Annotated in this window: 26 protein-coding genes and 1 other RNA gene; 11 read left to right on the top strand and 16 right to left on the bottom strand. The window is 44.0% G+C overall.

The genetic code is table 11. The features are described 5' to 3' along the window. Positions 1-45: 45 nt before the first annotated feature. Both mltF and BSR11_RS17505 read left to right on the top strand, forming a co-directional pair. Positions 46-1,554, top strand: coding sequence for a membrane-bound lytic murein transglycosylase MltF (gene mltF, locus BSR11_RS01285; RefSeq protein WP_072668696.1), 1,509 nt, complete (start codon positions 46-48; stop codon positions 1,552-1,554). A 485-nt stretch (positions 1,555-2,039) separates the two neighbouring features. Continuing rightward, complete coding sequence (locus tag BSR11_RS17505; RefSeq protein WP_004395771.1) at positions 2,040-2,171, top strand: hypothetical protein; 132 nt, start codon at positions 2,040-2,042, stop codon at positions 2,169-2,171. Positions 2,172-2,275: 104 nt separating this feature from the next. Here BSR11_RS17505 and tadA read toward each other — a convergent pair whose 3' ends face one another. Both tadA and BSR11_RS01295 read right to left on the bottom strand, forming a co-directional pair. Then, a complete protein-coding gene (gene tadA / locus BSR11_RS01290) occupies positions 2,276-2,782 on the bottom strand; it encodes a tRNA adenosine(34) deaminase TadA (protein WP_072668697.1) in 507 nt (168 codons plus the stop codon). Between the two features lie 124 nt (positions 2,783-2,906). After that, entirely contained in the window at positions 2,907-3,779 is an 873-nt protein-coding gene (locus tag BSR11_RS01295; protein WP_072668698.1) for a LysR family transcriptional regulator, read from the bottom strand. Positions 3,780-3,948: 169 nt separating this feature from the next. Here BSR11_RS01295 and BSR11_RS01300 point away from each other — a divergent pair, with 169 nt between their 5' ends. Both BSR11_RS01300 and fghA read left to right on the top strand, forming a co-directional pair. Further along, the gene (locus BSR11_RS01300) at positions 3,949-5,094 is read left to right on the top strand and encodes an S-(hydroxymethyl)glutathione dehydrogenase/class III alcohol dehydrogenase (protein ID WP_072668699.1); all 1,146 of its coding nucleotides are present in this window, start codon (positions 3,949-3,951) and stop codon (positions 5,092-5,094) included. A gap of 59 nt (positions 5,095-5,153) precedes the next feature. Further along, a complete protein-coding gene (gene fghA / locus BSR11_RS01305; RefSeq protein WP_072668700.1) occupies positions 5,154-5,999 on the top strand; it encodes an S-formylglutathione hydrolase in 846 nt (281 codons plus the stop codon). Positions 6,000-6,146: 147 nt separating this feature from the next. Here fghA and BSR11_RS01310 read toward each other — a convergent pair whose 3' ends face one another. The 5 genes from BSR11_RS01310 to BSR11_RS01335 all read right to left on the bottom strand — a co-directional run bounded on the left by BSR11_RS01310 (position 6,147) and on the right by BSR11_RS01335 (position 11,010). Beyond that, positions 6,147-7,706, bottom strand: coding sequence for an AbgT family transporter (locus BSR11_RS01310; RefSeq protein WP_072668701.1), 1,560 nt, complete (start codon positions 7,704-7,706; stop codon positions 6,147-6,149). Positions 7,707-8,285: 579 nt separating this feature from the next. Then, the gene (locus tag BSR11_RS01320; protein WP_072668703.1) at positions 8,286-8,696 is read right to left on the bottom strand and encodes a type IV pilus modification PilV family protein; all 411 of its coding nucleotides are present in this window, start codon (positions 8,694-8,696) and stop codon (positions 8,286-8,288) included. Then, positions 8,686-9,909, bottom strand: a complete 1,224-nt coding sequence (locus tag BSR11_RS01325) for a hypothetical protein (RefSeq protein ID WP_072668704.1) — start codon at positions 9,907-9,909, stop codon at positions 8,686-8,688. The genes BSR11_RS01320 and BSR11_RS01325 overlap by 11 nt, the downstream gene beginning before the upstream one ends. Continuing rightward, on the bottom strand, positions 9,906-10,517 hold the full coding sequence (locus tag BSR11_RS01330; protein ID WP_072668705.1) for a hypothetical protein: 612 nt from the start codon (positions 10,515-10,517) through the stop codon (positions 9,906-9,908). Before BSR11_RS01330 ends, BSR11_RS01325 begins: the two co-directional genes overlap by 4 nt. Then, positions 10,498-11,010 carry a GspH/FimT family pseudopilin gene (locus BSR11_RS01335; RefSeq protein WP_072668706.1) on the bottom strand — a complete coding sequence of 171 codons (513 nt, stop codon included), beginning with the start codon at positions 11,008-11,010 and terminating at the stop codon, positions 10,498-10,500. The genes BSR11_RS01330 and BSR11_RS01335 overlap by 20 nt, the downstream gene beginning before the upstream one ends. A 97-nt stretch (positions 11,011-11,107) precedes the next feature. Between BSR11_RS01335 and BSR11_RS01340 the strand changes: the two genes are divergently transcribed. After that, the gene (locus BSR11_RS01340) at positions 11,108-11,557 is read left to right on the top strand and encodes a type IV pilin protein (RefSeq protein WP_072668707.1); all 450 of its coding nucleotides are present in this window, start codon (positions 11,108-11,110) and stop codon (positions 11,555-11,557) included. Between the two features lie 42 nt (positions 11,558-11,599). Here BSR11_RS01340 and BSR11_RS01345 read toward each other — a convergent pair whose 3' ends face one another. The 5 genes from BSR11_RS01345 to grpE all read right to left on the bottom strand — a co-directional run bounded on the left by BSR11_RS01345 (position 11,600) and on the right by grpE (position 18,078). Further along, complete coding sequence (locus BSR11_RS01345; RefSeq protein ID WP_072668708.1) at positions 11,600-12,220, bottom strand: LysE family translocator; 621 nt, start codon at positions 12,218-12,220, stop codon at positions 11,600-11,602. 140 nt (positions 12,221-12,360) lie between these two features. Then, a complete protein-coding gene (locus BSR11_RS01350) occupies positions 12,361-13,647 on the bottom strand; it encodes a DEAD/DEAH box helicase (RefSeq protein ID WP_072668709.1) in 1,287 nt (428 codons plus the stop codon). A gap of 261 nt (positions 13,648-13,908) precedes the next feature. After that, positions 13,909-15,057 (bottom strand): molecular chaperone DnaJ, encoded by a 1,149-nt coding sequence (gene dnaJ / locus BSR11_RS01355; RefSeq protein ID WP_072668710.1) that lies wholly within the window; start codon positions 15,055-15,057, stop codon positions 13,909-13,911. A 209-nt stretch (positions 15,058-15,266) separates the two neighbouring features. Continuing rightward, positions 15,267-17,171: a molecular chaperone DnaK gene (gene dnaK, locus BSR11_RS01360; RefSeq protein ID WP_072668711.1), complete on the bottom strand. Its 1,905-nt coding sequence runs from the start codon at positions 17,169-17,171 to the stop codon at positions 15,267-15,269. Between the two features lie 307 nt (positions 17,172-17,478). Continuing rightward, positions 17,479-18,078, bottom strand: coding sequence for a nucleotide exchange factor GrpE (grpE, locus tag BSR11_RS01365; RefSeq protein WP_072668712.1), 600 nt, complete (start codon positions 18,076-18,078; stop codon positions 17,479-17,481). Positions 18,079-18,222: 144 nt separating this feature from the next. On the opposite strand from grpE, the gene nadK reads away from it, so the two are divergent. From nadK to bamE, 3 genes are all read left to right on the top strand, one after another. Then, complete coding sequence (gene nadK / locus BSR11_RS01370; protein ID WP_072668713.1) at positions 18,223-19,107, top strand: NAD(+) kinase; 885 nt, start codon at positions 18,223-18,225, stop codon at positions 19,105-19,107. Between the two features lie 120 nt (positions 19,108-19,227). Beyond that, positions 19,228-20,892: a DNA repair protein RecN gene (recN, locus tag BSR11_RS01375; RefSeq protein WP_072668714.1), complete on the top strand. Its 1,665-nt coding sequence runs from the start codon at positions 19,228-19,230 to the stop codon at positions 20,890-20,892. A 147-nt stretch (positions 20,893-21,039) separates the two neighbouring features. Next, a complete protein-coding gene (gene bamE, locus BSR11_RS01380; protein WP_072668715.1) occupies positions 21,040-21,399 on the top strand; it encodes an outer membrane protein assembly factor BamE in 360 nt (119 codons plus the stop codon). A 137-nt stretch (positions 21,400-21,536) separates the two neighbouring features. On the opposite strand, the gene BSR11_RS01385 is transcribed toward bamE, so the two are convergent. Beyond that, positions 21,537-21,860: an RnfH family protein gene (locus tag BSR11_RS01385; RefSeq protein WP_072668716.1), complete on the bottom strand. Its 324-nt coding sequence runs from the start codon at positions 21,858-21,860 to the stop codon at positions 21,537-21,539. Continuing rightward, positions 21,857-22,291, bottom strand: a complete 435-nt coding sequence (locus tag BSR11_RS01390) for an SRPBCC family protein (RefSeq protein WP_072668717.1) — start codon at positions 22,289-22,291, stop codon at positions 21,857-21,859. The genes BSR11_RS01385 and BSR11_RS01390 overlap by 4 nt, the downstream gene beginning before the upstream one ends. Positions 22,292-22,570: 279 nt before the next feature. On the opposite strand from BSR11_RS01390, the gene smpB reads away from it, so the two are divergent. Continuing rightward, the gene (gene smpB / locus BSR11_RS01395) at positions 22,571-23,056 is read left to right on the top strand and encodes an SsrA-binding protein SmpB (RefSeq protein ID WP_004395790.1); all 486 of its coding nucleotides are present in this window, start codon (positions 22,571-22,573) and stop codon (positions 23,054-23,056) included. 68 nt (positions 23,057-23,124) lie between these two features. Beyond that, positions 23,125-23,492: a transfer-messenger RNA gene (ssrA, locus tag BSR11_RS01400) on the top strand. A gap of 111 nt (positions 23,493-23,603) precedes the next feature. Here the strand turns inward: ssrA and BSR11_RS01405 are convergent. After that, a complete protein-coding gene (locus tag BSR11_RS01405; protein WP_072668718.1) occupies positions 23,604-24,014 on the bottom strand; it encodes a VOC family protein in 411 nt (136 codons plus the stop codon). A 115-nt stretch (positions 24,015-24,129) separates the two neighbouring features. Here BSR11_RS01405 and soxR point away from each other — a divergent pair, with 115 nt between their 5' ends. Further along, positions 24,130-24,576, top strand: a complete 447-nt coding sequence (gene soxR, locus BSR11_RS01410) for a redox-sensitive transcriptional activator SoxR (RefSeq protein ID WP_072668719.1) — start codon at positions 24,130-24,132, stop codon at positions 24,574-24,576. 164 nt (positions 24,577-24,740) lie between these two features. Here the strand turns inward: soxR and BSR11_RS01415 are convergent, their stop codons facing one another. Next, on the bottom strand, positions 24,741-25,544 hold the full coding sequence (locus tag BSR11_RS01415; RefSeq protein ID WP_072668720.1) for a MetQ/NlpA family ABC transporter substrate-binding protein: 804 nt from the start codon (positions 25,542-25,544) through the stop codon (positions 24,741-24,743). Positions 25,545-25,644: the final 100 nt, after the last annotated feature.

Genomic DNA, 25,644 nt, shown 5'->3' on the forward strand with positions numbered 1-25,644 from the left:
AGGTTTGGTATAAAGACATAACCAGATGTAAGAGATCACCAATCAATGACCCCATTTTCTTTCACGTTTTTCTATCGCGCGCTATGGCTAGCATTAACCATGCTCGTTCTCAACGGCTGCCAAATTGACTCTGAGCCACAAAGCGAGCTAGAAAAAATCCGTGAGAGAGGCGTGCTGCGTGTCGGCACGTTAAATAATCAACTGTCCTATTTTATCGGACCTGATGGTCCTGCTGGCCTTGATTACGAATTAGCAAGAGAGTTTGCTCGTGAGCTGGGAGTACGGTTAGAAATGAAACCCGCCTACCGCACATCGAGTCTCTTTCCTGCTTTAAAAAATGGCGAGATAGATATTATTGCCGCAGGGTTAAGCCAATCTGAACAACGCTTAAAAGAGTACCGCGCAGGACCTGCTTACTATTATGTATCACAACAGGTGGTATACAAGCCGGGCCAATGGCGACCTCGTAATATTAGTCAGTTAATCGCCAGACAAGATGAACTGTTGGCGGAGCATGATCAGCAACCTATTTTTAAAATCGTCAACGATTCTCATTTTACTACGACATTAGCCAGCGTTGCCGAGCGTTATCCTGACTTTCAATACGAGATTGATAATAATAGTGATGTGAGTGAGCTATTAAAACAGGTCTCTAAAGGTGAACTGCTGTTTACGATGGCGGACTCAGTAGAAATCTCACTATCACAGCGTATTTATCCAGATATCGCAATGGCTTTTGAAATGACCGAGGACCAGCCGATTTCTTGGTTTATGCGGCGTTCTGATGATGAAAGTTTATATGCGTTAATGATAGAATTTTTCGGTAATCTCAAACAATCCGGAGGTTTGGCCTCTTTAGAAGAAAAATACATCGGCCACATTGGTAACTTTGATTATGTGGATACTCGCGCCTTTATTCGCGCGTTGGAAACACGCTTACCTAAATGGGCGCCGCTGTTTCAAAAATATTCAGAAGAATTTGATTGGCGTTTAATTGCTGCAGTGGCTTATCAGGAGTCACACTGGAATCCGATTGCTCGCTCGCCAACTGGCGTTCGCGGCATGATGATGCTCACCTTACCAACGGCGCGCAGTGTTGGAGTAACTAATCGACTCGATGCAGAACAATCGATTCAAGGTGGCGTCGAATATCTACGCAGAATGGTCGCACGGATTCCAGACAGTATTCCACAACATGAAAAAATCTGGTTTGCATTGGCTTCCTATAATATTGGCTATGGGCATATGATGGATGCTCGTCGTCTTACTCGCCAACAAGGTGGATCGCCAGATTCATGGGTTGATGTCAAAGATCGCTTACCTCTTTTGCGTCAACAACGCTATTTCTCTCAGACGCGTTATGGCTATGCTCGTGGAGATGAAGCTCGCGCTTATGTGGAAAACATCCGTCGCTATTACCAAAGCATCATCGGCCATATGGATCCACATCATAGTAGTGATACCGATCTTGGGATTGATGATTTGTTAGTGATTACTATCGGTCCAGAAGAGGTTGTGGATGAGAGTGATGAGAACAACGCAGATAGCGAATAAATAACCATTGGCGAGCACCGATTTTTCCATCATCTACCCAACAAAGTTTGCTGCTCGCTAATAAAATCTCTTGATTTTTATATCTAAAAACCATAAATATCTAGTGTGAAATTTAACGGTAATAAAGTATTGATACACTTTATCCCTACCTTGCTATACCCAAACGACTTGAAGTTGTAGGTAGGCGGCAAGTGAGTGAATCCTCATGAGCATAGGCAAACGATGTGATTGGGGTAAACGAACGTAGCCAACACCGCTGCTTTAAATAGGAAGGGGATAAATGCTTAATCTAGCACAGGTGAGGATCGTTAGGCCCTTATCTGATTACTTTGTGTCACATCAACCTGATGAAAAAAGACTGAGGTAATCTACCCTAACCACTTCGAGTCATAGCATCCATGAAAAAAGTCGATCCACATGGCTGCCACTTACAGTGGGAAGGGTTCGGTAAGTTTGATTATTTTTATAATAATAGGAGGGTGTTTATGTTGAAGCGAAAACGTCAATCAAAACTCCTGAACAAAGCAGTATCAGCCAATCGCCGCCGCCGTATGCTGGCAAACACAAAGAAGAAAGTGCTCGCTCGTCATCGTGCGTTCGTGCAACTGATAGACTGATCAGAGACCAGCAAACATCTACTCTATAAAGACTGAATCAAGTGGTAGATGTTTGCCCATATCCTTCTTAGCCACCGAGTTCATTACCATTCTTGATCTTACCTTTATTTTTGTTGTTCTTTTTGAGCTTTTATTTCTTGTCGCCGACGCTTAAAAAAAGCTTGCAGTTGCACCCGACATTCATCAGCTAATAGGCCTTTTTCAACCACCGCGTAATGATAAGCCGCTTGGCTAGCAAATAAATTCAGTACCGTTCCTGCGGCTCCGGCTTTGAGATCCGGCGCACCATAAACGATACGTGCCACTCGGCTATGGAGCAAAGCACCTGCACACATTGGACACGGTTCTAAGGTGACATACAAGGTGGTATCTAATAAACGATAGTTTTGCAAAGCTTGCCCGGCTTGACGCAGCACTTGGATCTCAGCATGAGCCGTTGCATCATGTTCACCAATCGAGCGATTCCAACCCTCAGCGATCACTTGACCATCTTTGACTAATACCGCCCCGACGGGTACCTCGCCTTCCGCTTCGGCCTTCGCTGCAAGCGCTATCGCTCGGCGCATAAAGTCTTCATCTTGTTGGGAAAACAAGGAGGAACTGTCGTTCATAAATGCCTCTTTATACCAATAATAATACCCAAACTATTTAGCCTTGCGGTAAGTAAGCCGCTATCGCTCTCATCAAATAGAAAAGGGATAGAAAGTATATCGTTAACCGCTTTATCCGGTAAGCTTAAAGCGATAAATGCTGAGTTAGATGGTCAACCAACAAACGAACCTTGGTTGATAAGTGGCGATTTTGTGGATACAGCGCCCATACCCCCTCGCGATCATCTTGAAAAGTTGCCAACACTTCGATCAACTTTCCTTGTGCGAGGTGTTCAGTGACATAGTAATCGGGTAATTGCGCCAGCCCCATCCCCTTCAACGCAGCATCAAGCAGCACCATGCCACTACTGCAGCGAATTCGACCACTCACTTTGATGCTTCTTGATTGCTTATTTTCCTTAAATCGCCAATGATCGTGGGTACCAATCAAACAAGAGTGACGCGTTAATTCAGATAAAGCATAGGGAGTACCATATTGTGCTAAATAGGCCTGACTGGCACAAACGTGTAAACGACGCTCACTGAGTTTACGAGCGATAAAGCTGGAATCCTCCAATTGCCCTAACCGTATCGCTAAATCAATACCTTGATCGATCAAATCCAACTTCTGGTTAGTTAATACCAACTCCAAATCAAGCTGCGGATAAAGTAATAAAAAGTTATGCAATAGTGGCGCTATTTTTTGCTCACCATACGTCACCGGAGCCGTCACTTTAATTTTGCCACTTGGGGTATGTTGGATCTGCGTTATCGCTTGCTCAGCCTGAAGCAAACCATCAACCAACACTTTACATTGTTGGTAATACAGCATGCCCGCTTCCGTCAAAGACACTTTGCGTGTGGTTCTGAGCAAAAGTTTTATGCCTAATCTCTCCTCAAGCTGTAATACTCGTCGACTGATATTCGCCACGGAGGTGTGTAAGCGCTCAGCCGCTTGAGTAAAACTCCCCATCTCAGCGACGGCCACAAACTCATTAACCCCTTCCCAACTTGCCATAGCACCTCATTATTACTTAATTGTAAAAGTCATTCTTATTTTCAGCCGATTATAGCAATAAAATAACGCACTATACTGACCTTGTTATAGCCGCAGGGCTTCCCTAACTAAGTTCGTGGTGAGCACTGAAATGAATCGCTCACGAATCTTCATCGCAAGGAATACGATTATGTCACAAGATAAATTTATCAAATCACGCGCCGCCATTGCTTGGGGCCCGAATCAACCACTGAGCATCGAAGAAGTCGATGTGATGCTACCTCGTAAAGGCGAAGTATTGGTACGAATTGTTGCCACTGGTGTTTGTCATACTGATGCTTTTACTCTTTCAGGTGAAGATCCAGAAGGGGTTTTCCCGACCATTCTTGGTCATGAAGGGGGGGGGATTGTCGAAATGGTCGGGGAAGGCGTGACCAGTGTGGCAGTCGGTGATCACGTGATCCCACTCTATACTGCGGAATGTGGTGAATGTAAATTTTGTACTTCAGGCAAAACTAACCTCTGCCAAGCGGTGCGCGCGACACAAGGTAAAGGATTGATGCCAGATGGCACCACTCGCTTTTATAAAGATGGGCAGCCGATTTACCACTATATGGGCTGCTCTACTTTTTCTGAATACACTGTACTGCCTGAAATCTCGCTTGCCAAAGTCAATAAACAAGCGCCATTAGAAGAAGTGTGTTTACTCGGCTGCGGTGTAACAACCGGTATGGGCGCGGTCTTAAATACCGCTAAAGTTCAACAAGGGGATACGGTTGCCATTTTTGGCCTTGGCGGCATCGGGTTATCTGCGATTATTGGCGCACGAATGGCAGGAGCCAGTCGAATCATTGGTATTGATATTAATGAGAAAAAGTTTGCTTTAGCGCAGCAACTAGGCGCGACCGATTGCATTAATCCGCAACTGTTTTCCAAACCGATCCAAGAAGTGATCGTCGAAATGACTGATGGCGGCGTTGATTTCTCATTTGAGTGTATTGGTAATGTCAATGTCATGCGTCAAGCTTTAGAGTGCTGCCATAAAGGTTGGGGAGAATCAGTGATCATTGGCGTGGCGGGCGCAGGGCAAGAGATCGCAACGCGTCCATTTCAGTTAGTGACAGGTCGAGTGTGGCGAGGCAGTGCATTTGGCGGCGTAAAAGGACGCTCACAATTACCGGCTATCGTCGAACAATACTTGGCCGGAGAGTTCGGTTTACAAGAGTTTATTACTCATACCATGCCATTAGATAAGATCAACGAGGCTTTTGAATTAATGCATTCAGGAGAAAGCATTCGTTCCGTGGTGCATTTTCACTCTCAACCGTCCGCTTAATCTTAGCCGTCGCCATTCCGTTGGCGACATTAAGTCATCGCCAATTAGGAGCCGTATTCATGAGCCTTACCCCTATCAGTCAATCCAAAGTATTTTCTGGTTGGCATAAACAGTATCAACATACCTCATCGGTACTAAATTGTGAGATGCGTTTTGCGATTTACCTGCCGCCACAAGCTTCACCTCAAACTCCGGTTCCGGTGTTGTACTGGCTTTCTGGGCTAACGTGCAGTGATGAAAACTTTATGCAAAAAGCCGCTGCTTTTCGTAAAGCAGCTGAACTTGGTATTGCGATTGTCGCGGCAGACACCAGCCCAAGAGGCGAATCCGTCGCCGATGATCCACAAGGAGCTTACGATTTAGGACTGGGGGCTGGGTTTTACGTTAATGCAACTCAAGCACCGTGGAAAGAGCATTATCAAATGTACAGCTATATTGTTGATGAACTCCCGGCATTGATTGAGCAACATTTTCCGGTGAATCAACGTCGATCTATTGCAGGACATAGCATGGGAGGGCATGGCGCTTTAACCATCGGCATTAAAAATCCACAGCGCTATTGCTCTATTTCGGCATTGAGTCCGATTTGTCATCCCAGTGATTGTCCTTGGGGACAAAAAGCGTTTCGGCATTATCTTGGTGAGGATCAAGCGGCGTGGCAAGAGTATGATGCGGTAGAGTTGCTTAAACATCAAAGCACTGCATTGCCTATCTTAGTGGATCAAGGGGAAGCGGATCCCTTCTTACAAGAGCAATTAAAACCTGAGACTTTACAAGCCGTAGCCGATGATAATGCGTTAGCTTTTACCTTGCGGCTGCATGCTGGTTACGATCATAGCTACTACTTTATTCAGAGTTTTATCAACGATCACCTTGATTTTCACGAACAGTATCTTAAAGGCTAGTCAACAACTGAACGGGTATCCATGGCTGATACCCATCATCCAACCCCACTTAAACGCTAGTAAAAAAGCCTGCTATATCAGCAGGCTTTCATGATTAAACTCATTTTATGATAGTTGATGGTAACGAACCACCGGCTGTCGATTAGCTTATAATGAGTAGGTATAAGGCGCTTGAATACCCAGAGGAATACCCAGTGCCCAATAGGCTAGTAGGAAAATTGTCCAACCAATCAGCATGGCAATGGAGTACGGCATCATTAATGACGCTAAAGTGCCAATCCCTGCTCCTTTCACATAGCGCTGGCAGTACACCACCACCAATGGGAAGAAGACCATCAAAGGTGAAATGATATTCGACACCGAATCCCCCACCCGATAGGCCGCTTGCGACAACTCAGGGGAAATGCCCACCGCCATCAACATCGGCACTAAAATTGGACCAATTAATGCCCATTTTGCCGAAGCAGAACCTATCAACAAGTTCACCATCGCGGTCAATAAAATCATCCCGACAATGGTTGCCTGTCCGGGTAAGTTCATCGCTTTTAGCCCTTCTGCGCCATACAGTGCCAGCATGGTACCGATGTTTGATTGGCTAAAGGCGGCCAAAAATTGCGCGCAGAAAAACGCCATGACGATATAAGCGCCCATGGTCGACATAGTGGCGGACATGGCTTTAATGACATCATTATTGGTTTTAAACGTGCCTGAAACTCGTCCGTAAACAATGCCGGGGATAATAAATAAGATGAAAATCAACGGGACAATAGAGCGCATCACAGGTGCAGAAAAAGCGGTCAACTCTCCTTCAGGAGAACGCAGCGCTGACGTTTCTGGCCATAAAGCCGCGATCAGTAAGCCAATACCGACTAACATTGCACCGCCAGCATAACGAAACGCCTTAGACTCAATAGCGGAAAATGATCCTAAATCTGGGGCTGTTTCCGCATCTTCATCAATCGGCATACTGTTTAAACGAGGTTCAATGATTTTCTCCGTGACATACCAACCAATAGCAACAATTAGGATAGAGGATAATCCGGTAAAGAATATATTAGAGAGTGGGTTTACTTGGTAAGCTGGATCCAGCACTTGCGCCGCGGTTTGGGTAAAACCAGCGAGTAGCGGATCAATCCCTGAAGGGACGAAGTTCGCGGCAAAACCACCGGATACCCCAGCAAAAGCCGCAGCAATACCAGCCAGTGGATGACGACCTGCAGCGTGAAAAATAATGCCACCTAATGGAATAACCAGTACATAGCCAGCATCAGCTGCTGTATGTGAGACAATCGCCACCAAAATTAACATCGGCGTTAATAACTGAGCCGGAGTAAAGTTGAGCATTTTTTTCAAGCCAGTAGTAATAAAGCCTGAAGAATCAGCAACGCCAACCCCAAGCATCGCTACGAGTACAATGCCTAATGGAGCAAAACTGGTGAAAGTGGTCACCATATTGGCTAAAAAGTTAGCTAACTCTTTGCCGGTTAATAAATTATTAACTTGCAGCGCTTCGCCAGTACGAGGATTGATCAAATCGAAGCTTGCCTGCGATAGTAAAGCTGAAGCGACCCAAACGATAATGAGAGCCCAGAAAAAAAGTATCGCAGGATCTGGGATTTTATTGCCCACCCGCTCAATTAAATTTAAAAAACGATCCATACGACTCGATGGTTGCGTAGGTGCTGAGTTTACCGCTTGATTACTCATCCGAAGTTCCTAGTTCATGTTGTGTCTATCCCCTTGCTGATTAATGACGAGGTAAAACTCCTCCCGATCCTATTCATGGATCTTCGTTCGTCACTAACTGGGCAAGCCAAAGTGTCTAGGGGGATATCTGGTTAATCAGAGTCACAGTGTGCATTTGGATAGATTGATCTTATTGACGTTATCCTATCGATATCTGTGCTCAATTATTGTGAGTCATAGCCCATGATGAGATTCTATAAAACAAGCCTAGGCGAAGCACAAAGTTCCAAACCAATTGAAACATCTAGAGACACTTTGCCCAACCTTGCTATATCAAAGCAACATTACATCAACAAACCATCGACAACACTCCCTACAATTGAGTAATCAACGTATAAAGCTAGCGATAAATCGTAACGTCGATACCCAAATGACTTGGAGTTGCAGGTAGGCGGCGAATGAGTGAATACCCATGAGCATAGACAAACTATGCGATTGGGGTGAACGAACGTAGCCAACACCGCTGCAGCTTCAAGTAAGAAGGGTAGATAATGCAAAGATATATTGATTGGACCTGTATAAAAAGAAGCAATAAAACCTCTAATCGAACTCGCTGTGTTGGGAAATCATCGTTTTGAGTTGTACGGATTGATCTTTGCCATACCTGTCTTTCCAAGTGGCTTGAACAACGATGGTTTTTAATGCTCCGGATAGCTGGGTAGAGGGTACGCTCCACTGCAACAGGTAGAGAGGATGACTACTATCCTCCCCATCGACAAAGTCATGAGGATAATTCGCGACTAAACTCGCCGTCGCGGCTGAAGCACCACGGGTGCGAAACCATTCTAATTTTTGCTCAGCAAGGTTGAGTGCAGTAATGCTGTGCTGCGCAGAATCTGCACGCTGCTCAACAAAGGCTTGCAACTTAACTAAACTCAATGCGCCGACGCCGATGAGCAGAAAAGCAATCATCACTTCTATCAAACTAAAACCATATTGTTTAATAGCCATTCCAGCTCCCTTGTTGTAATGAAAGGATCTCTAAGCGATCATAGGGGTTATTACTCGATCTATAGTGCAAAGCAAACGCACCGCCAATCACTATTTCTGCACCATCAGCATCAAACACGATTCCTCCATCCGGTCGAAAAGCACCACGATCAACGTACACCGTATTACTGGTTAACAAGTCCTTTATCGCCTCGTAAAACGGTGCTTGTTGCCAAGCGTTCGATAATGTCGCTGAATTAGCAAACTTAGGCAAAGACGTATCGACCATATGGAAAAATGCGCCTCCATACACTGAAGCTCCATTCGTCGCAAATAAACCGTTTTCTACCACTAAAGAACGACCATTCGGTGCTGAGAAGCCAGCATTGATAAAACAATCCCCCTGCAACCAAACTTTCTTATGACTTTCAAAAGCCTGTTGGATAACATGACTACAATTGATCGACTTCTCAGCATTTAGCTCAATTAGATAATGTTCACTCTTAATTTTTTGATAGTTATCAGGGGTATAAGCGAGACCAAAATAAGACTCAAACGGCTTAATATGCTTATCTTGTACAAAATCGGTTTTAAACTCTGGCGAATCTTTGGTACTAAATTCTCCTTCACGGCTACCTGCTATCGAGGTTTTACTATTAGGTTTACAAGGTTTAGTACCAGCATCGGCATCTTGAGTCTGTAATCCACTGCCTGAGCTGGGATGAAACTCAACTTGATACTTATAACGCACTGCGATGCAATCATAAAAACCGTCGTTATCGGCTTCTCCTACTGCCTCCGGTTGGATATCAAAACTTCCCACTAAACGTAAATTCGCATTGGTTTGAATCGCTCCCGTACCGGGCGAATGTAAGTAAAATTGCTTATTAACTTGGCTATAGCCTGCGCGAGAATAAATGCGATAAGCACTATTAACCAATGCTTGACTGTACAATTCATCAAGTTCAAGCGGCTGCTTACAAATCGAACCTAGCTCGTGATTAGCGACGTAAGAAAGGGAAGCCACGCGAGAAGGATCTTGTGCGATATAAGCATACAAACATTCAACGCCACCTTCTGCTAACCAATAACTTTGCCGAGCACTCACTTCATTTTGCGCCCTCTTAATTTGATAGAACAAATTTTTATACGAGCCAAGAGTTATCACTAAGGTAATAGAGAGCAAGACTGCTGTGATCAGTAATGTCGCGATGCCTTGTTGATGACGCCTCATGATTGCCAATTCCTTTGCGTAATATGCAATTGCATCGAATGAGCCACCTCCGGGTTAGCAACTAAAGAGGCACTAACATCAATCGAAATGACTGCACTTTGTACCGCCTGACCGTTAAGAGGGAAACGCTTTACAACAAAGTCCGTCACTTTGACTTGTTTGGGTTCAAACAAGTCATAGCAACGTTGTGAGCTTATTGATTGCTGAGTTTTGATCTGATCACTATTTGCTTGGCAATATTTCAACATTTTGTCGCCTACACGATACAAAGTATGACTGAATTTTCCAGACGAAGAGTTAGGGGTATAATAGACATAACCTATCGAGGTTTCGGTCACTGCCAGCAAGTCATCTTGATCGCTAAATATGACTGAATGATTACTGATACCATTATAACCAGCACGTAATACATCGCGTTTCAATTGATACATCACCATACTCATTTGTTGCTGAAGCATAATGTGTTGGCTACGCTGCAATGCTACACGCTGGTTAGAGAGAAAGACACTACCTATGATTGCCAAAGCGATGCTGCCTACTAAGCTAGCTATCATAAATTCAACTAAGCTGGCCCCCGATTGCCGGTATTTAGCACGCTGAAAAGCCATACAACTCTCCTTGAATACTGCAGATCCTTACTCGCCCAGCACCATTATGAAATCTCACATTAAGTCCTTGGATGCCTCCCCCTTGCCCTTGAATCGTAATCCTGCCAGCACTCGTCGGATTGCCCATAACAGGCTCAAATGTAACTGGATTGATTCGACTATTATAAGAAACAGATAAGCTATGATAGCGATCGCCGTTCAAGACAGAAATGATCGTTTCTGGTGACAAAGTAGAATGATTTTCATGGCTAGAAAGTAATAAACGCCATTCTCCTGTATTCGAGGGCATCCCCTCTATATGAACCCAGATCTCTTGGTTACGAAACACCGCCTCAGATTTGGCTTGCATAAAAAAGCCATGTAAATCATTGGCCAGTGCCGTCATTTTAATTTGCTGATTTACCTGACGATAACTCGGCGCAGCAAAGGCTAGCATCAGCGTCACAATACTGAGCGTAATTAATAGTTCTAAAAGAGTAAAGCCGCGAACCATTTCCCAAAATCCTTTGCAAACATAGAGATAGTCGTAAATCAACTTGCCTCGATATTAACAGTAATCAACACTAGGCAAGGATTGGTTAACAGAACGAATGGACATGATTCGAATAAATAAATGCAATGAATTGCACAAAAAGATGGGCGGCATGACACTGATCGAATTAATGATTGCCGTGGTGATCGTCGGTGTGCTGGCAAGTATTGCTTACCCAACTTACAGCCACTACGTGAAAGAGGGGCACCGTCGCCAAGTAATGGCTGATATGGTCAAAGTACAGCTCTATTTAGAAGAGAACTATCGCCATAGTGACGGTTATCCTATAGACGAAATATTTGACAACAATAGCGTCTGTTCATTTTGTGACTACGATAATGAACGATTTGAACTTACCATTAAATCTATTAACGATAACAGGCAATACACCATCATCGCTAAGCCACTGCTACAAAGAGGACAAAACACCGATACCTGTCGCGGAGAACAATATGATCAATTAGAACTGAAAAGTAATGGTGAAACGCTGCCTCGGATATGCTGGTAAATGAGATGAGACGAACCAAGCGTAGACAAGCTATAGCAAAGATTACCCCAACAAAAGCCAGAATGCGACTGCGAGCATTAGCGTTCCCGAAATCCGGTTCATCAAACGAACGTTATTGGTATGACCTAAAGCATGTTTCAAGCCTTTACCGCCCGTTGCGTAAATCGTCATACAGACAAACTCCGAAATCATGATGATTGAAATCAACCAGAACAATTGCGGTGCAATCGGAGCTTGGCTATTAATAAAAGGCGGCAATAATGCAATCATAAACGCCCACCCTTTGGGATTAGCAATGGCAGTCACAAAGCCTTGGACAATCAAATCCCAATCTTTACGAACAATAGGGGTTTCAACATTTTGATTCAACGCTAATTTACCTTTTGAGCGCCACATTTGAACCCCGATATAACCAAGATATGCCGCACCCAATGTTTTAAATACCGTAAATAACCAAGGATAATTGAGCATAACGGATGCCATCCCCAATACTGCCGCTATCGCTACTACAGCAACGCCAATCAGTTCGCCGAACATCATCCATAAGGTACGTCGATAACCAATGCTCATCCCCAAGCTCAGCGCTAATGTCATGCACATACCGGGAGTGATAGAGACAAAAAAGAAAGTCGGCACAAAAGCGAAAAGTAGCGCACTCGTCATGATCGATCCAAATGAAAAAAGAGAGTTAGAAAAGAAAAACTACGGCGTGGTATTGAACCTTTAATCTACCGCAGTTGTCTTGCGTATTTCAAGTAACAAAAAAGCTACCTAAAGTAGCTTTTTTGTCAATCATAGTACAATTACTTGTTGCGGTTTTTTAAACGGTTCATCATTGATAAACGACGTTCAGCAGAAGCTTGATCTGGCTTATCTTCATTCGGGTTGTTACGACGGCCTTGACGATCTTTAAAAGCCGCTTTCGTCTGCAATTTTTCAAGGTAAGCATCGCGTTTTTTCGGTTCATACCCAGGCTGCTCAACACGACGAATGCGTTGCTGAATAAGCTTCTCAACTTGAATTAGTGTTAACTCTTCTTCACGACTGACAAACGATACTGCATGACCTTGCTTACCCGCCCGACCAGTGCGCCCAATGCGATGCACATAATCCTCAGCTAAAAAAGGCATATCATAGTTAATGACATGAGGCAGATCGACAATATCTAACCCACGCGCAGCAACATCCGTAGCGACCATCACTCGGGCTTTGCCCTCTTTAAATTCATCCAATGCACGGCGACGGGCACTTTGTCCTTTATCACCATGACAGATCACCGCTTTAATGCCATCTAATTTGAGTTCTTTAACCACTTGATTAGCGGTTTCTTTGTAGTTCACAAACACCAAAACCTGCTGCCAGTTTTTACGGCCAATCAACTCAGAAAGCAGCTCCGTTTTACGTTCTTGATCCACAGGATAAACTACATGCGCAACAGTACTTGCTGTCGTATTAGCACGATCGGCATTAATCCGTTTCGGCTTACGTAAAATATCACCAGCCAATTGGTTGAGTTGAGTTGATGTGGTCGCTGAGAACATCATGATTTGTGGCGATGTTTCAACTTCCAGCATGATCTTGCGTACTGGGTTGATAAACCCCATATCTAAAATACGATCCGCTTCATCAAAAACCAAAAACTCTAAATTGGCCAGTGAGACATTGCCTTCACTTAAATGCTCTTCTAAACGCCCCGGAGTTGCGACCAAGATGTCAACCCCACTCTCGAGTTGACGTACTTGCGAAGACATTTTATTGCCACCGTAAACGGCGGTAACACTCAGCGAAGTATATTTAACGTAGTCTTTAATATTTTGAGCGATTTGAGCAGCTAATTCACGAGTTGGCGCTAAGATCAACGCTCGCGCAGTATGCGGAGAGGGCTTTTTGCCACTATCTAATAAGCGTTGGATAACTGGTAATGAAAACGCGGCTGTTTTGCCAGTACCGGTTTGCGCCGTTGCAAAAATATCATGCCCTTTGCGAGCCTCGGGGATCGCTTGTTGCTGAATTGGGGTTAATTTTTCATAACCACATTCTGTTAGCGCTTTAACCAATTCAGGGGCAAAACCTTGAGATAAAAATGACATTTAACGGGTTCCTTAAACAGACAGCCGATGATTCTTAATATTAGCCGAGCACTATAGCGGATTTAGGGTGATTTATCTCACATTTATCGTAACCAAGGATAAATTCTCTTCTTGTCACTAACAAATATAGTATCAAGTGATTGGTGGGAAAAACGAAGTGAACGAATCCCGATAACGATAGAGGACCGCATGACGAGGCTCAGAAAGGGAGTTAAGGCTGGAAATTCATCTTTCCAGCCTTATTATATAAAACCGCGCTAATTAACTGGTCAAATCATCAAAAAACTTTTTAACGCCGTTGAAAAAGCCCTCTGATTTCGGTTTATGCTTATTTGCCGCATCTCCACCACAAGAGTCTTCAAGCTCACGCAGTAACTCTTTTTGACGTGCGCTGAGTTTAACCGGCGTTTCCACGACCAATTTGACAATTAAATCACCAATAGCACCGCCACGAACACTCTTAACCCCTTTACCACGCATGCGGAACATACGTCCGGTTTGAGTTTCTTCTGGCACTTTGAGATTCACTCGCCCATCGAGCGTCGGTACTTCAACTTCACCACCTAAAGCGGCCATAGCAAAACTCACCGGGACTTCACAGTACAAGTTATTACCATCACGCTCAAAAATGTGATGTTCTTTAACATGAACTTGTACGTATAAATCTCCGGCTGGTGCGCCCATATCTCCCGCTTCACCTTCGTTGGCTAAACGGATGCGATCCCCAGTGTCGACTCCCGCAGGAATTTTGACGTTAAGGGTTTTGGTCTTCTGCTTACGACCTTGACCATGACAAACATTACAAGGATCTTTAATGATTTTGCCTTTACCATGACAGGTAGGACAGGTCTGCTGAACAGCAAAGAAGCCTTGACGCATCTGCACTTGTCCGTGACCATGACACGTTCCACAGGTTTGAGCTGAAGTTCCTTTCTTAGCACCGGTTCCATCACATGAATCACAATGAACCAGGGTTGGGACTTCAATCTCTTTACTGCAGCCACGAACCGCTTCTTCTAAGGTCAACTCCATATTGTAACGCAGATCTGCGCCACGCTGTGGACGAGGAGCGCCACCGCCACGGCGACCACCGCCAAAAATATCACCGAAGACATCGCCGAAGATATCTCCAAAATCGGCACCGCCACCACTAAAGCCACCGCCGCCAAAGCCACCAGCGCCTTGTTCAAAGGCTCGATGGCCATATTGATCATAGGCCGCTTTCTTTTGCGGATCAGTTAGAATTTCGTACGCTTCTTTTACTTCTTTAAACTTATCCGCAGCACTGGCATCACCCGGATTGCGATCGGGGTGAAATTTCATTGCTAGGCGCTTATAGGCCTTTTTAATATCGCGCTCTGAGGCATCACGGCTAACGCCTAATACTTCGTAAAAATCACGTTTTGACATGTTTTTAATCACCAATTATTACTACCAACGGGTTTACCGCTCGGTGTTTGTATCAATATAGATAAAGGTGCTAAGAATATTACTAATGGTTCCCTTATCTTTATAGACACGGATATCACCACAAATTTACGGGCGTTAGAGTTCCCCCAAACGCCCGCAATCAGACCGTTTCAGACTCTCGGCAGACAAGGCTACCGAGTCAAGAAAACTTATTTCTTGTCGTCTTTCACTTCTTCAAACTCAGCATCCACTACATCGTCTTGTGCAGATTGCTGTTCAGCGCCCGCATTTTGTGCTTGAGCCTGTTGCTGAGCAATTTCCATCAGTTTTTGAGCAGCTGCCATCAGCGCTTGAACTTTCGCATCGATCTCGGCTTTATCTTCGCCTTTCTTCGCTGTTTCTAGCTCATTAATTGCCGCTTCAATTTTCTCTTTTTCATCGGCAGGTAGCGCATCGCCCGCTTCTTCCACTTGCTTACGCGTTGCGTGGATCATTTGGTCAGCTTGGTTACGAGTGGTTGCCAACTCTTCAAACTTCTTATCCGCTTCTTTGTTTGCTTCCGCTTCTTGAACCATTTTCTCGATTTCAGCTTCGCTCAAACCACCAGACGCTTGGATAGTGATGTTTTGCTCTTTACCAGTTTGCTTATCTTTAGCAGAAACGTGCAAGATACCGTCAGCATCCAAATCGAAAGTCACTTCAATTTGTGGCATACCACGAGGCGCGGCATTAATGCCTTCTAGGTTGAACTGACCTAGCGACTTGTTATACATCGCTTGCTTACGTTCACCTTGTAAAACATGAATCGTTACTGCACTTTGGTTATCTTCTGCTGTTGAGAATACTTGATTCGCTTTAGTTGGAATGGTCGTATTTTTCTCAATCAGCTTAGTCATTACCCCACCCATAGTCTCAATACCAAGAGACAGAGGGGTTACGTCAAGCAGTAGAACGTCTTTCACATCACCAGCAAGAACACCACCTTGAACTGCAGCACCAACGGCGACCGCTTCATCTGGGTTAACGTCTTTACGCGCTTCTTTACCAAAGAATTCAGCCACTTTCTTCTGAACCATTGGCATACGTGTTTGACCACCAACCAAGATGACATCGGTAATGTCTTTTACTGACAAATCCGCATCAGCAAGTGCAACTTTTAATGGCTCAAGAGAACGCTGTACCAAGTCTTCCACTAATGACTCAAGTTTCGCACGAGTCACTTTAATGTTCATGTGTTTAGGACCAGTCGCATCCGCCGTAATGTAAGGCAGATTAACGTCAGTTTGCTGAGCCGAAGAGAGTTCGATCTTCGCTTTTTCTGCCGCTTCTTTCAGACGCTGCATCGCGAGTGGATCGCTTTTCAGGTTGATACCTTGCTCTTTCTTGAACTCATCTACCAAGTAATTGATCATACGGTTATCGAAGTCTTCACCACCAAGGTGGGTATCACCGTTAGTTGCTAATACTTCAAAGGTTTTCTCGCCTTCAACTTCATCAATTTCGATGATAGAAATATCGAAAGTACCACCACCAAGGTCATAAACCGCGATAACGCGATCGCCGCCTTGCTTATCTAGACCATACGCGAGGGCCGCTGCCGTTGGTTCGTTGATGATACGTTTAACTTCTAGACCCGCGATACGGCCAGCATCTTTAGTTGCTTGACGTTGCGCATCGTTAAAATAAGCAGGTACAGTAATGACTGCGCCAGTGACTTTCTCACCAAGAAAGTCTTCCGCCGTTTTCTTCATTTTTTTCAGAACTTCAGCAGAGACTTGTGGTGCCGCCATTTTTTGGCCACGAGCTTCAACCCACGCATCGCCGTTGTCAGCCTTAACGATTTTGTAAGGCATGATTTCGATGTCGCGCTGAACTTCTTCATCTTCAAAACGGCGACCGATTAGACGCTTAATTGCAAATAGCGTATTTTCAGGGTTGGTTACCGCTTGACGTTTGGCTGGCTGACCAACCAAGGTTTCACCATCTGTATAAGCAATAACAGAAGGGGTTGTACGCTCACCCTCTGCGTTTTCAATCACACGAGGTTTGTTACCATCCAATACAGCAACACATGAGTTTGTCGTACCTAAGTCAATACCAATGATTCTACCCATCAGGCTATCTCCAAAATAATTCTATGTTCGTTTTTTGCTATACCCCTTATGTGGGGGTGGAGAATCGGGATTCAACCCCGATCACAAACAAAAACGTGAATGTTTGCTTCTCTTATGCCCCATAGATAAGGGCGAGCCCATGCATTTCAAGGGGAAATAGTAAAAAAATCTAATTTTTAATGACGATATACCGAGTTATCTGCCCTTGCATCGACAACTGGGTATTCTTCACTCTCTCAATCTCTAAAAACAAGAAGCGAAGTCTCACTGACTTCGCTTCAATAATAACGGCGTTTAATCAACCACGTTATTTGGCAACCATCACCATCGCAGGGCGAACAACGCGACCGTTAAGTTCATAACCTTTCTGCATCACAAACATCACGGTATTCGATGGATGATCTGGACTTTCTTGAATCGACATCGCTTGATGGAACTCAGGATTAAAAGTTTCGCCTTCTGGGTTAATGACCGAAACGCCAAATTTCGTCACTGCATCGACAAAACTTTTGTGCGTTAGCTCAACACCTTCAAGGAAAGGTTTAATCACTTCGTTTTCACAATCTGCCGCGTCAATCGCACGCTCGATATTATCCAGCACTGGCAATAACTCTTCGACAAAACGGCCAAGGGCATACTTGCGCGCTTTATCAACTTCTTGCTCGGAGCGACGGCGCATGTTCTCAACATCGGCCAAGGCACGCAGCATCGCTTCATGATTTTCCTTAGCGCGAGCTTCACTGGCTAATAACGCCGCTTCTAATTGAGCAATTTTCGTTTCTTGGCCTTCTTCTGAGTCAACCTCTTGATTCCAGTCAATATCGGCATCCGTCCCTACAACTTCAGCTTCGGTTTCTACTGTTTGTTGTAGCTCTTCTTCTTGGATTTTTTTCTCTTCTTGGCTCATGATCTCTCCAGAATACCTATCAAGATTGTGCAAAAGAACCATATTATCGTGGTTTCTTGACACAAAAATTCGCATAAAAGCGTCACTTGCCCTTATTATGGGGATGAAGAATTCTGATTCAAGCCTAATTCAGTTGGAAAACGTATGAAAAATCCATTTAGCGTGATCGCTATCATAGGTAAACCAAGAAATAAACAAGCAATTCAAACACATAAAGAACTGTACACTTGGCTTATTTCGATAGGCAAGTCAGTATTTATTGACGATCGCTTGCGTGAACTATTGACTGACATTCCTGCCGAACACTTTGCCAGTTTAGTCGAACTTGGCAAGATCGCCGATTTAGCCATCGTTGTCGGGGGAGATGGCAACATGCTTGGAGCCGCGCGCGTTTTGTCACGCTTTGATATTTCAGTGATTGGTGTTAACCGTGGCAACCTAGGCTTTTTAACTGACCTCAATCCAGATGACTTTGAAGAACAATTAACGGCCGTACTCGCTGGTGATTACCTTGAAGAAACTCGTTTTCTACTCGAAGCCGAAATTCATCGTCATGGCCAAGTAAAAAGCCATAATGCGGCGCTCAATGAAGCGGTCTTGCACCCTGGGAAAATCGCGCATATGATCGAATTTGAGGTGTATATCGATGACAACTTCGCCTTTTCACAGCGTTCAGATGGCTTAATTGTCTCAACACCGACAGGATCAACCGCTTATTCATTATCAGGAGGCGGCCCCATTTTATCGCCCAGTTTAAATGCGATTACCTTAGTCCCTATGTTTCCACATACCTTATCCTGTCGTCCTTTAGTGGTTGATGGAAATCGACGCATTAAGTTGGTTGTATCACCAGAAAATAGAGGGATTCAAGAAGTCAGTTGTGACGGGCAGGTTTCATTGCCTGTTTCACCCGGTGATGAAGTGCATATTTACCAAAGCCCAAATGTGCTAAGACTCATTCATCCAAAAGATTACAGCTATTATCGTGTGTTACGTAATAAATTAGGCTGGTCAAGTAAGCTCTTTTAGTACTGACCGACTATCCGCTGTGATCTGAGTTAAATTTTTCCGCCTGGACAACTTTACTGTATAAAGAAACAGTATATACTGTTACTATATACAGTATTGTTTAATTATACAGGTGCACAAATGCTGGCTCATCTTAGTGTAAATAATTTTGCGATTGTCAAATCACTGCAACTCGAATTGTCTAAAGGCATGACAACCATCACCGGTGAAACCGGTGCAGGAAAATCGATTGCCATCGATGCACTCAGTTTGTGCCTAGGAGGACGAGCAGAAGCCAGCATGGTGCGTCAAGATGAAGAAAAGACGGAAGTCAGCGCCGCTTTTATTCTTGATAACAATCTGCACGCCACACGATGGTTAGAAGATAATGATTTACTGGATGGTAAAGAGTGCATTTTGCGTAGAATCATCAGTAAAGACGGGCGTTCAAGGGCCTTTATTAACGGTAGTCCAGTCCCTCTTTCGCAACTAAAGTCACTAGGTCAACTGCTGATCAATATTCACGGTCAACACGCCCATCAGCAACTGATGAAACCCGAATTGCAACTGGCTATGCTCGATCAATATGCCGGACATCTGGATTTACTCAAGCAGACTCGACTGACCTATCAACAGTGGCGTCAAGTTAACCACCATTTAAAACAGTTACGTGAAAACAGCCAACAGAACCAAGCTCAATTACAGCTTCTTGAATATCAAATCAAAGAACTTAATGAACTGGCGCTGGGTGAAGAAGAATTCATCGAATTAGAGCAGGAACACAAACGTTTATCTAACAGTGGCGATCTGGCTATTAACTGCCAAAAAGCGATCAACTTACTGTATGAAAGTGAAGAAGTGAATGCGTTAAACTTACTGCAGACCGTCAGCCATACCTTGATTGAGCTGGCCGAAATGGACAGCCAACTAAGTTCGCTACCTAACATGCTCAACGAAGCAATGATCCAACTGGAAGAAACCAATAACGAACTACGCGCCTATTTGGATCACATTGATGTTGATCCAGAACGCATGTCTTACGTTGAGGAGCGCTACTCTCGTGTACTATCTCTAGCCCGCAAGCATCATGTGCTCCCAGAAGAATTGTATCAACATCATCAAGCACTTTTACAGCAAATTGCCTTGCTCGATTGCTCCGAAGAAAAAATCCAAGAGCTAGAAAATGACGTTGCAGTCCACTACCAAACTTTTGCAAGCTGCGCAGAAAAACTTCACAAATCACGCGGCCGTTACGCTAAAGAACTGGATAAGTTGATCAGCCTTAGTATGCATGAATTGAGTATGGAAAAAGCGCAATTTAAAATTGACGTGGTTCAGCATCAAGGACAACCTTCACCGCTTGGGTTTGATCATGTGACGTTTTTAGTCTCAACCAATCCAGGGCAGCCATTACAACCGATTGCCAAAGTTGCTTCTGGTGGCGAGCTATCACGTATCTCGCTAGCGATTCAAGTGATTACCGCTCAAAAAATTGATACTCCGAGCTTAATATTTGATGAAGTCGATGTTGGTATTTCTGGACCAACCGCTGCAGTGGTTGGAAAAATGTTACGTAAGTTAGGTGAGTCGACCCAAGTACTCTGTGTTACTCACCTACCTCAGGTCGCGGGTTGTGGTCATCATCAACTGTTTGTTGCCAAACAAACCAAAGGCGGCAAGACCGAAACGCAAATGGTCAAACTCAGTGAAGAACAAAGAATCGCTGAACTCGCACGCTTACTCGGCGGAAGTCAAATCACGCCATCGACTTTAGCGAATGCCAAAGAATTACTGATTGCAGCTTAATAAAAACATTTTTTCTGCTAAGGTTTGCAACCTAATTCAAAATTTGTAGTCTGAACAAGCTCAGAGTAGCGTGAAGTTTTTACTTCTGCTCTGGGCTTGTTTATTATCACCCTAGTTTTGACACTTACCAGTAGTAGAATATTACCTATGCAGTTAACCAAATGGCTTGTTGCCATCCCTCTTGCCGTGACGATGTTATCCGGCTGCTCTGTTTTAGAACGTTTGGTGTATCGTATTGATATAAACCAAGGAAATTACGTTGAGCAACAAGCTGTTGAACAACTCCGATTTGGTATGACCAAAGAACAAGTCCGGTTTGTTTTAGGTTCACCGATGTTAATCGAAAATGGCTTTCCTAACACTTGGTATTATATCTACCATCATACTCCCGGCCATAATCCGTCCGTGCAAAGAAACCTGATCGTTAACTTTAACGATGCTGGTCAACTGATTGAACTGTCTGGTGATTTTCAGCCCAGTGACTCGTTTTTTGAAACGCTAAATTAAAGCGGCTTGCCGATGGTCTGAAACAGACGATTACTATACAAAAGCCCATCCAGTTGGTGACAACTTAGATGGGCTTTTTAGTCGTTAAAGCGAACAATCACTCACCGAGCGATCACAAACCCAACCTCAAACCACGACTAGGCTTTCTTAGTCGCGCTTGAACTGGCTAATTTGGCTTGCTCAGCACGCTTACGACGAATGTCTTTAGGATCAGCGAGCAAAGGACGGTAAATTTCAATTCTGTCATGATCTCGTACCGTCGCATCCAGTTTTACATTACGGCTAAAGACGCCAACTTTGTTTTTGCTGAGATCAATCTCAGGATAAAGAGTTAAAATGCCCGATGTCTGAATGATTTCTTCTACCGTCATATGACGATTGACAACTAACGTCATCACCCGCTGCTCATGGGGTAACGCATAAACCACTTCCACATGAATCATATCCGACTCAATACTCATAAGGCATACACCTGCTTTGCTCGTTGGGTAAATGCATTAACCATATTACTGGTCAACTCTGTAAAAATTTTTCCAAAGGCGAGTTCAATCATTTTGCTGGAAAATTCAAACTCTAACTTCAACTCAACCTTACACGCGTGTTCATCCAATGGAGTAAAATACCAACCTCCACGCAAAGTTTGAAAAGGGCCATCAACTAAATGCATGACGATCGACTTAGCAGGACACAGCTCATTTGCCGTTGTGAACGTTTTGCTGATCCCCGCTTTAGACACATCGACCGAGGCGATCATTTTATCTGCTGAAGACTCTAAAATGCGTGAGCCAGAACATCCCGGTAAAAACTCAGGATAACTCGCCACATCATTGACTAAATGAAACATCTGCTCAGCACTAAACGATACTAAAGCTGAGCGACAGACTTGCTTCATTATTTCCCCTTTTATCTCAGCGACTACGATAGCTCGAATTGTACTTTTATCCCTAGCTCACCTCAAGCTAAGCACCTTTTCTTGTCAAACTTAGTTATCCGATTCATCAGACAACGAACTTCGCTAAATGAATTCGCTCAAGAAAGCGCAAAATACCACTCACGACTCGCTTTACTGAAGATTACACCTTGAACTGCTTGAAGTTACTGAGGGATATCCTTATGCTACGCAAAGAAAGACATTCCTTAACTTTTAACCAATCCGTATAATGCATCCACTATGGTAAAGAAAAAATCAACGAAAAAAGCGGGTAGTAGCACTATCGCGCTCAATAAAAAAGCTCGCCATGAATACTTTATCGAAGATGAAGTGGAAGCAGGTTTAGAGCTTCAAGGCTGGGAAGTGAAATCCCTCCGTCAAGGTAAAGCCAATATTGCTGAAAGCTATGTTTTCTTGCGAGACGGCGAAGCCTTTATCTCAGGTATGACGATTACTCCATTACAACAAGCCTCAACTCACGTGGTTGCCAACCCAACGCGTGTTCGAAAATTACTGCTTTCACGCCGTGAACTCGATAACTTGTTTGGCCGCATTAATCGTGAAGGGATGACGTTAACGGCACTGTCGTTATACTGGTCACGCTCTTGGGTCAAAATCAAAGTCGGCGTTTCAAAAGGTAAAAAACTGCACGATAAACGTGATGACCTCAAAGAAAAAGACTGGGCAAGAGAAAAAGCACGAGTGATGAAGAGTTCATTGCGCTAATTGTAACCACTTAACCATTTGATGCTAGACAGAATCTTTGATTCTGGTACTATGCACCAACTACCTCTGGGGCTGATTCTGGATTCGACGGGAATTTTGAAGTCTGAGGTGCATGCCGAGGTGCGGTAGGCCTCGTTAACAAACCGCAAAAAAATAGTCGCAAACGACGAAAACTACGCACTAGCAGCTTAATACCCTGCTGAGAGCCTTTCTGCCCTAGCTTCCGCTCGTAAGACGGGGAATAACAGAGAGTCAAAACCAAACAAGCTCGTGCCGCGTCTCCCGCCTGAGAGACAAAGCATTAAAATGAATTCAGGATAGCCATTAGATAGCGTGTCGGTTCGCAGTTTGACGGTGAAATTAAAGATCGACTAAGCATGTAGTACCAATGATGAATGATTTTCGGACGCGGGTTCAAATCCCGCCAGCTCCACCAATTCATAGTTTAAAGACGTCTCAGGACGTCTTTTTTCTTGCCTGCAATAACGTTAAATCAACAACTTAGCATCCAATAACGTTATCTATTCGCTTTCTCTACTTCATCGAGCTAAGTATTACGCTCATTAGGTAAATCACTTAAATATTGTACAAACTCCACTTCAAACCCATCGGGATCAATAAAGTAAACATTACGACGAAAAGTCTCATTAGCTCCATTATCAGCAATCTCAAAACCCGCTTGCTCTAAACGTACGATCACTACATCAAGGTTTTGAGTTTCAAAAGCAAAATGCGCTAAGCCAACACTGTGCCCAGTACGATCTCTGTTCCTCCCTTCGCCAAACTCATTGAGCGCAAGATAATGATTGTCATCGCCAAAATGTACCCAAGTTCTGGCTTTTCCGTACCACTCTCCTCCACCTTTCGCACGTATTTTCCAATGTGGGAAAGCGGCTCGGTAAAAACGCAATGACTGTTCTAGATCTTTTATTACTAGGTTAATGTGTTCAATTTTCATCGTTCTTCTCCTTGTGCTTGATGAAGATACAGGCTAAAACCTTAACCTTGGTTGAGGTAAAGTGTTTTTTTGATTTTTTATAGAAAAATGTACAAAAGACGGGGCTGAGCACAAGATGTCAAACGATTGGACAGTGGGGAAAGTCGCACAGCGCAGTGGGATAAGTATTAGTACACTGCATTTTTATGAACGTAAGGGACTGATTAAGAGTGACCGCAATGCAGGTAATCAACGCCTTTATCGGAAAGATATTTTACGTCGTGTTTCCGTGATAAAAGCAGCTCAGAAGCTAGGGATTTCTCTGGCAGAAATACAGCAAGCATTAGCAACATTACCCGATAGTCGGACGCCAACTCAAAAAGACTGGCAAGCACTATCAGCACAGTGGAAACAGAGCTTGGATGAACGAATTGCTGGATTGGAAAAGTTGCGCGATACGCTTGACGGTTGTATCGGCTGCGGCTGTTTATCGATGCAAACTTGCCCACTGTATAATCCAGAAGACACACTGGCCCAATTAGGGACTGGACCTGTGCTTTTAGAGCAGTGCCATATAAAATAAGGAAGACAGCAGCAAGCCATAGATTGGTCTAGATAATCCATAGTGCCAATGAGCCTAGATAGACTCTAGGCTTTGGGGAAAACGAACGTAACCAATATCGCTGCCACTGTAAACAAGGAGGGGATAGCCTTATCGCTTCCTATTCAAAAACTTAAAATAGCCATCTAATAAGCTGGCTCAATCGTACCGTTAAACGTTTCGGCAAGAAAATCACTCACCGCGGCCGATTGAAAAATCTGTACAAACTGTTGATACAAAGGGTTGTCTCGCTCATTTTCACGAGTGGCAATAACCATTACCGCCAATGGTGCTTGATTGGATTCAAGAAAAATCCCCTGTTTTTTAGGATCAATACCAGCCGACATCACATAGTTCATCGTAATCGCTGCCGCATCAACTTCATCTAACGTTCGCGGTAACTGAGCAGCATCGACTTCAAGAAACCGCAAGTTTTTCGGGTTTTCAACAATATCCCTTGGGGTTGCATTGAAACCGACACCATCACGAAGCGTAATTAAATTCGCATCCGCTAACAGCAGTAAACCACGTCCACCGTTAGTCGGATCATTGGGAATCGCAACCCGTGCATTATCAGGTAAGTCTTGTAATGACTCATGACGATTAGAATAAATCCCCATCCGCATTAAAATCGAGTTACCAATCGATACTAACTTTGCCCCATGATTACGATTGTAGTTGTCTAAAAAAGGTTGATGTTGATAACTATTTATATCGATACTGCCATCGGCCAGTGCGGCATTGGGAGTAATAAAATCAGAAAATTCAACAACTCTTACCGTTAAACCGTGTTTAGCCGCTTCTTTAGCCACAGCCTCAACCACTTGAGCATGTGGCCCAACGGTTGCTCCGACCTTAATTTCAGAGCGTTCTTTTTGACCGCACGCCGTCAGCCCCAGCAGTAATGTTATCGCTAACGCGTAACGAATCGTATTTTTCATTTTCAGCATCCTTTCTACCCACAAAAAAACAAAGACTTCTAGACGTCCATAATAAACGCAATAGAATAATTCGCAACTCGATTTGCTTTTTATTATGTCGTCCTTTATA

Origin of the sequence: Vibrio injensis, assembly GCF_001895205.1 — a bacterium.
Classification (GTDB): Bacteria; Pseudomonadota; Gammaproteobacteria; order Enterobacterales; family Vibrionaceae; genus Vibrio; species Vibrio injensis.

Coding starts and splice junctions, on each gene's coding strand:
- grpE (WP_072668712.1), bottom strand. CDS start 18,078: ATGAGCCAAGAAGAGAAAAAAATCCAAGAAGAAGAGCTACAACAAACA.
- BSR11_RS01340 (WP_072668707.1), top strand. CDS start 11,108: ATGGACATGATTCGAATAAATAAATGCAATGAATTGCACAAAAAGATG.
- BSR11_RS01335 (WP_072668706.1), bottom strand. CDS start 11,010: ATGGTTCGCGGCTTTACTCTTTTAGAACTATTAATTACGCTCAGTATT.
- mltF (WP_072668696.1), top strand. CDS start 46: ATGACCCCATTTTCTTTCACGTTTTTCTATCGCGCGCTATGGCTAGCA.
- BSR11_RS01350 (WP_072668709.1), bottom strand. CDS start 13,647: ATGTCATTTTTATCTCAAGGTTTTGCCCCTGAATTGGTTAAAGCGCTA.
- soxR (WP_072668719.1), top strand. CDS start 24,130: ATGTCAAACGATTGGACAGTGGGGAAAGTCGCACAGCGCAGTGGGATA.
- nadK (WP_072668713.1), top strand. CDS start 18,223: ATGAAAAATCCATTTAGCGTGATCGCTATCATAGGTAAACCAAGAAAT.
- smpB (WP_004395790.1), top strand. CDS start 22,571: ATGGTAAAGAAAAAATCAACGAAAAAAGCGGGTAGTAGCACTATCGCG.
- BSR11_RS01295 (WP_072668698.1), bottom strand. CDS start 3,779: ATGGCAAGTTGGGAAGGGGTTAATGAGTTTGTGGCCGTCGCTGAGATG.
- BSR11_RS01405 (WP_072668718.1), bottom strand. CDS start 24,014: ATGAAAATTGAACACATTAACCTAGTAATAAAAGATCTAGAACAGTCA.
- BSR11_RS01320 (WP_072668703.1), bottom strand. CDS start 8,696: ATGGCTATTAAACAATATGGTTTTAGTTTGATAGAAGTGATGATTGCT.
- BSR11_RS01330 (WP_072668705.1), bottom strand. CDS start 10,517: ATGGCTTTTCAGCGTGCTAAATACCGGCAATCGGGGGCCAGCTTAGTT.
- BSR11_RS01325 (WP_072668704.1), bottom strand. CDS start 9,909: ATGAGGCGTCATCAACAAGGCATCGCGACATTACTGATCACAGCAGTC.
- BSR11_RS17505 (WP_004395771.1), top strand. CDS start 2,040: ATGTTGAAGCGAAAACGTCAATCAAAACTCCTGAACAAAGCAGTATCA.
- BSR11_RS01345 (WP_072668708.1), bottom strand. CDS start 12,220: ATGACGAGTGCGCTACTTTTCGCTTTTGTGCCGACTTTCTTTTTTGTC.
- BSR11_RS01415 (WP_072668720.1), bottom strand. CDS start 25,544: ATGCTGAAAATGAAAAATACGATTCGTTACGCGTTAGCGATAACATTA.
- BSR11_RS01300 (WP_072668699.1), top strand. CDS start 3,949: ATGTCACAAGATAAATTTATCAAATCACGCGCCGCCATTGCTTGGGGC.
- BSR11_RS01390 (WP_072668717.1), bottom strand. CDS start 22,291: ATGAAGCAAGTCTGTCGCTCAGCTTTAGTATCGTTTAGTGCTGAGCAG.
- dnaK (WP_072668711.1), bottom strand. CDS start 17,171: ATGGGTAGAATCATTGGTATTGACTTAGGTACGACAAACTCATGTGTT.
- recN (WP_072668714.1), top strand. CDS start 19,228: ATGCTGGCTCATCTTAGTGTAAATAATTTTGCGATTGTCAAATCACTG.
- fghA (WP_072668700.1), top strand. CDS start 5,154: ATGAGCCTTACCCCTATCAGTCAATCCAAAGTATTTTCTGGTTGGCAT.
- bamE (WP_072668715.1), top strand. CDS start 21,040: ATGCAGTTAACCAAATGGCTTGTTGCCATCCCTCTTGCCGTGACGATG.
- tadA (WP_072668697.1), bottom strand. CDS start 2,782: ATGAACGACAGTTCCTCCTTGTTTTCCCAACAAGATGAAGACTTTATG.
- BSR11_RS01310 (WP_072668701.1), bottom strand. CDS start 7,706: ATGAGTAATCAAGCGGTAAACTCAGCACCTACGCAACCATCGAGTCGT.
- dnaJ (WP_072668710.1), bottom strand. CDS start 15,057: ATGTCAAAACGTGATTTTTACGAAGTATTAGGCGTTAGCCGTGATGCC.
- BSR11_RS01385 (WP_072668716.1), bottom strand. CDS start 21,860: ATGAGTATTGAGTCGGATATGATTCATGTGGAAGTGGTTTATGCGTTA.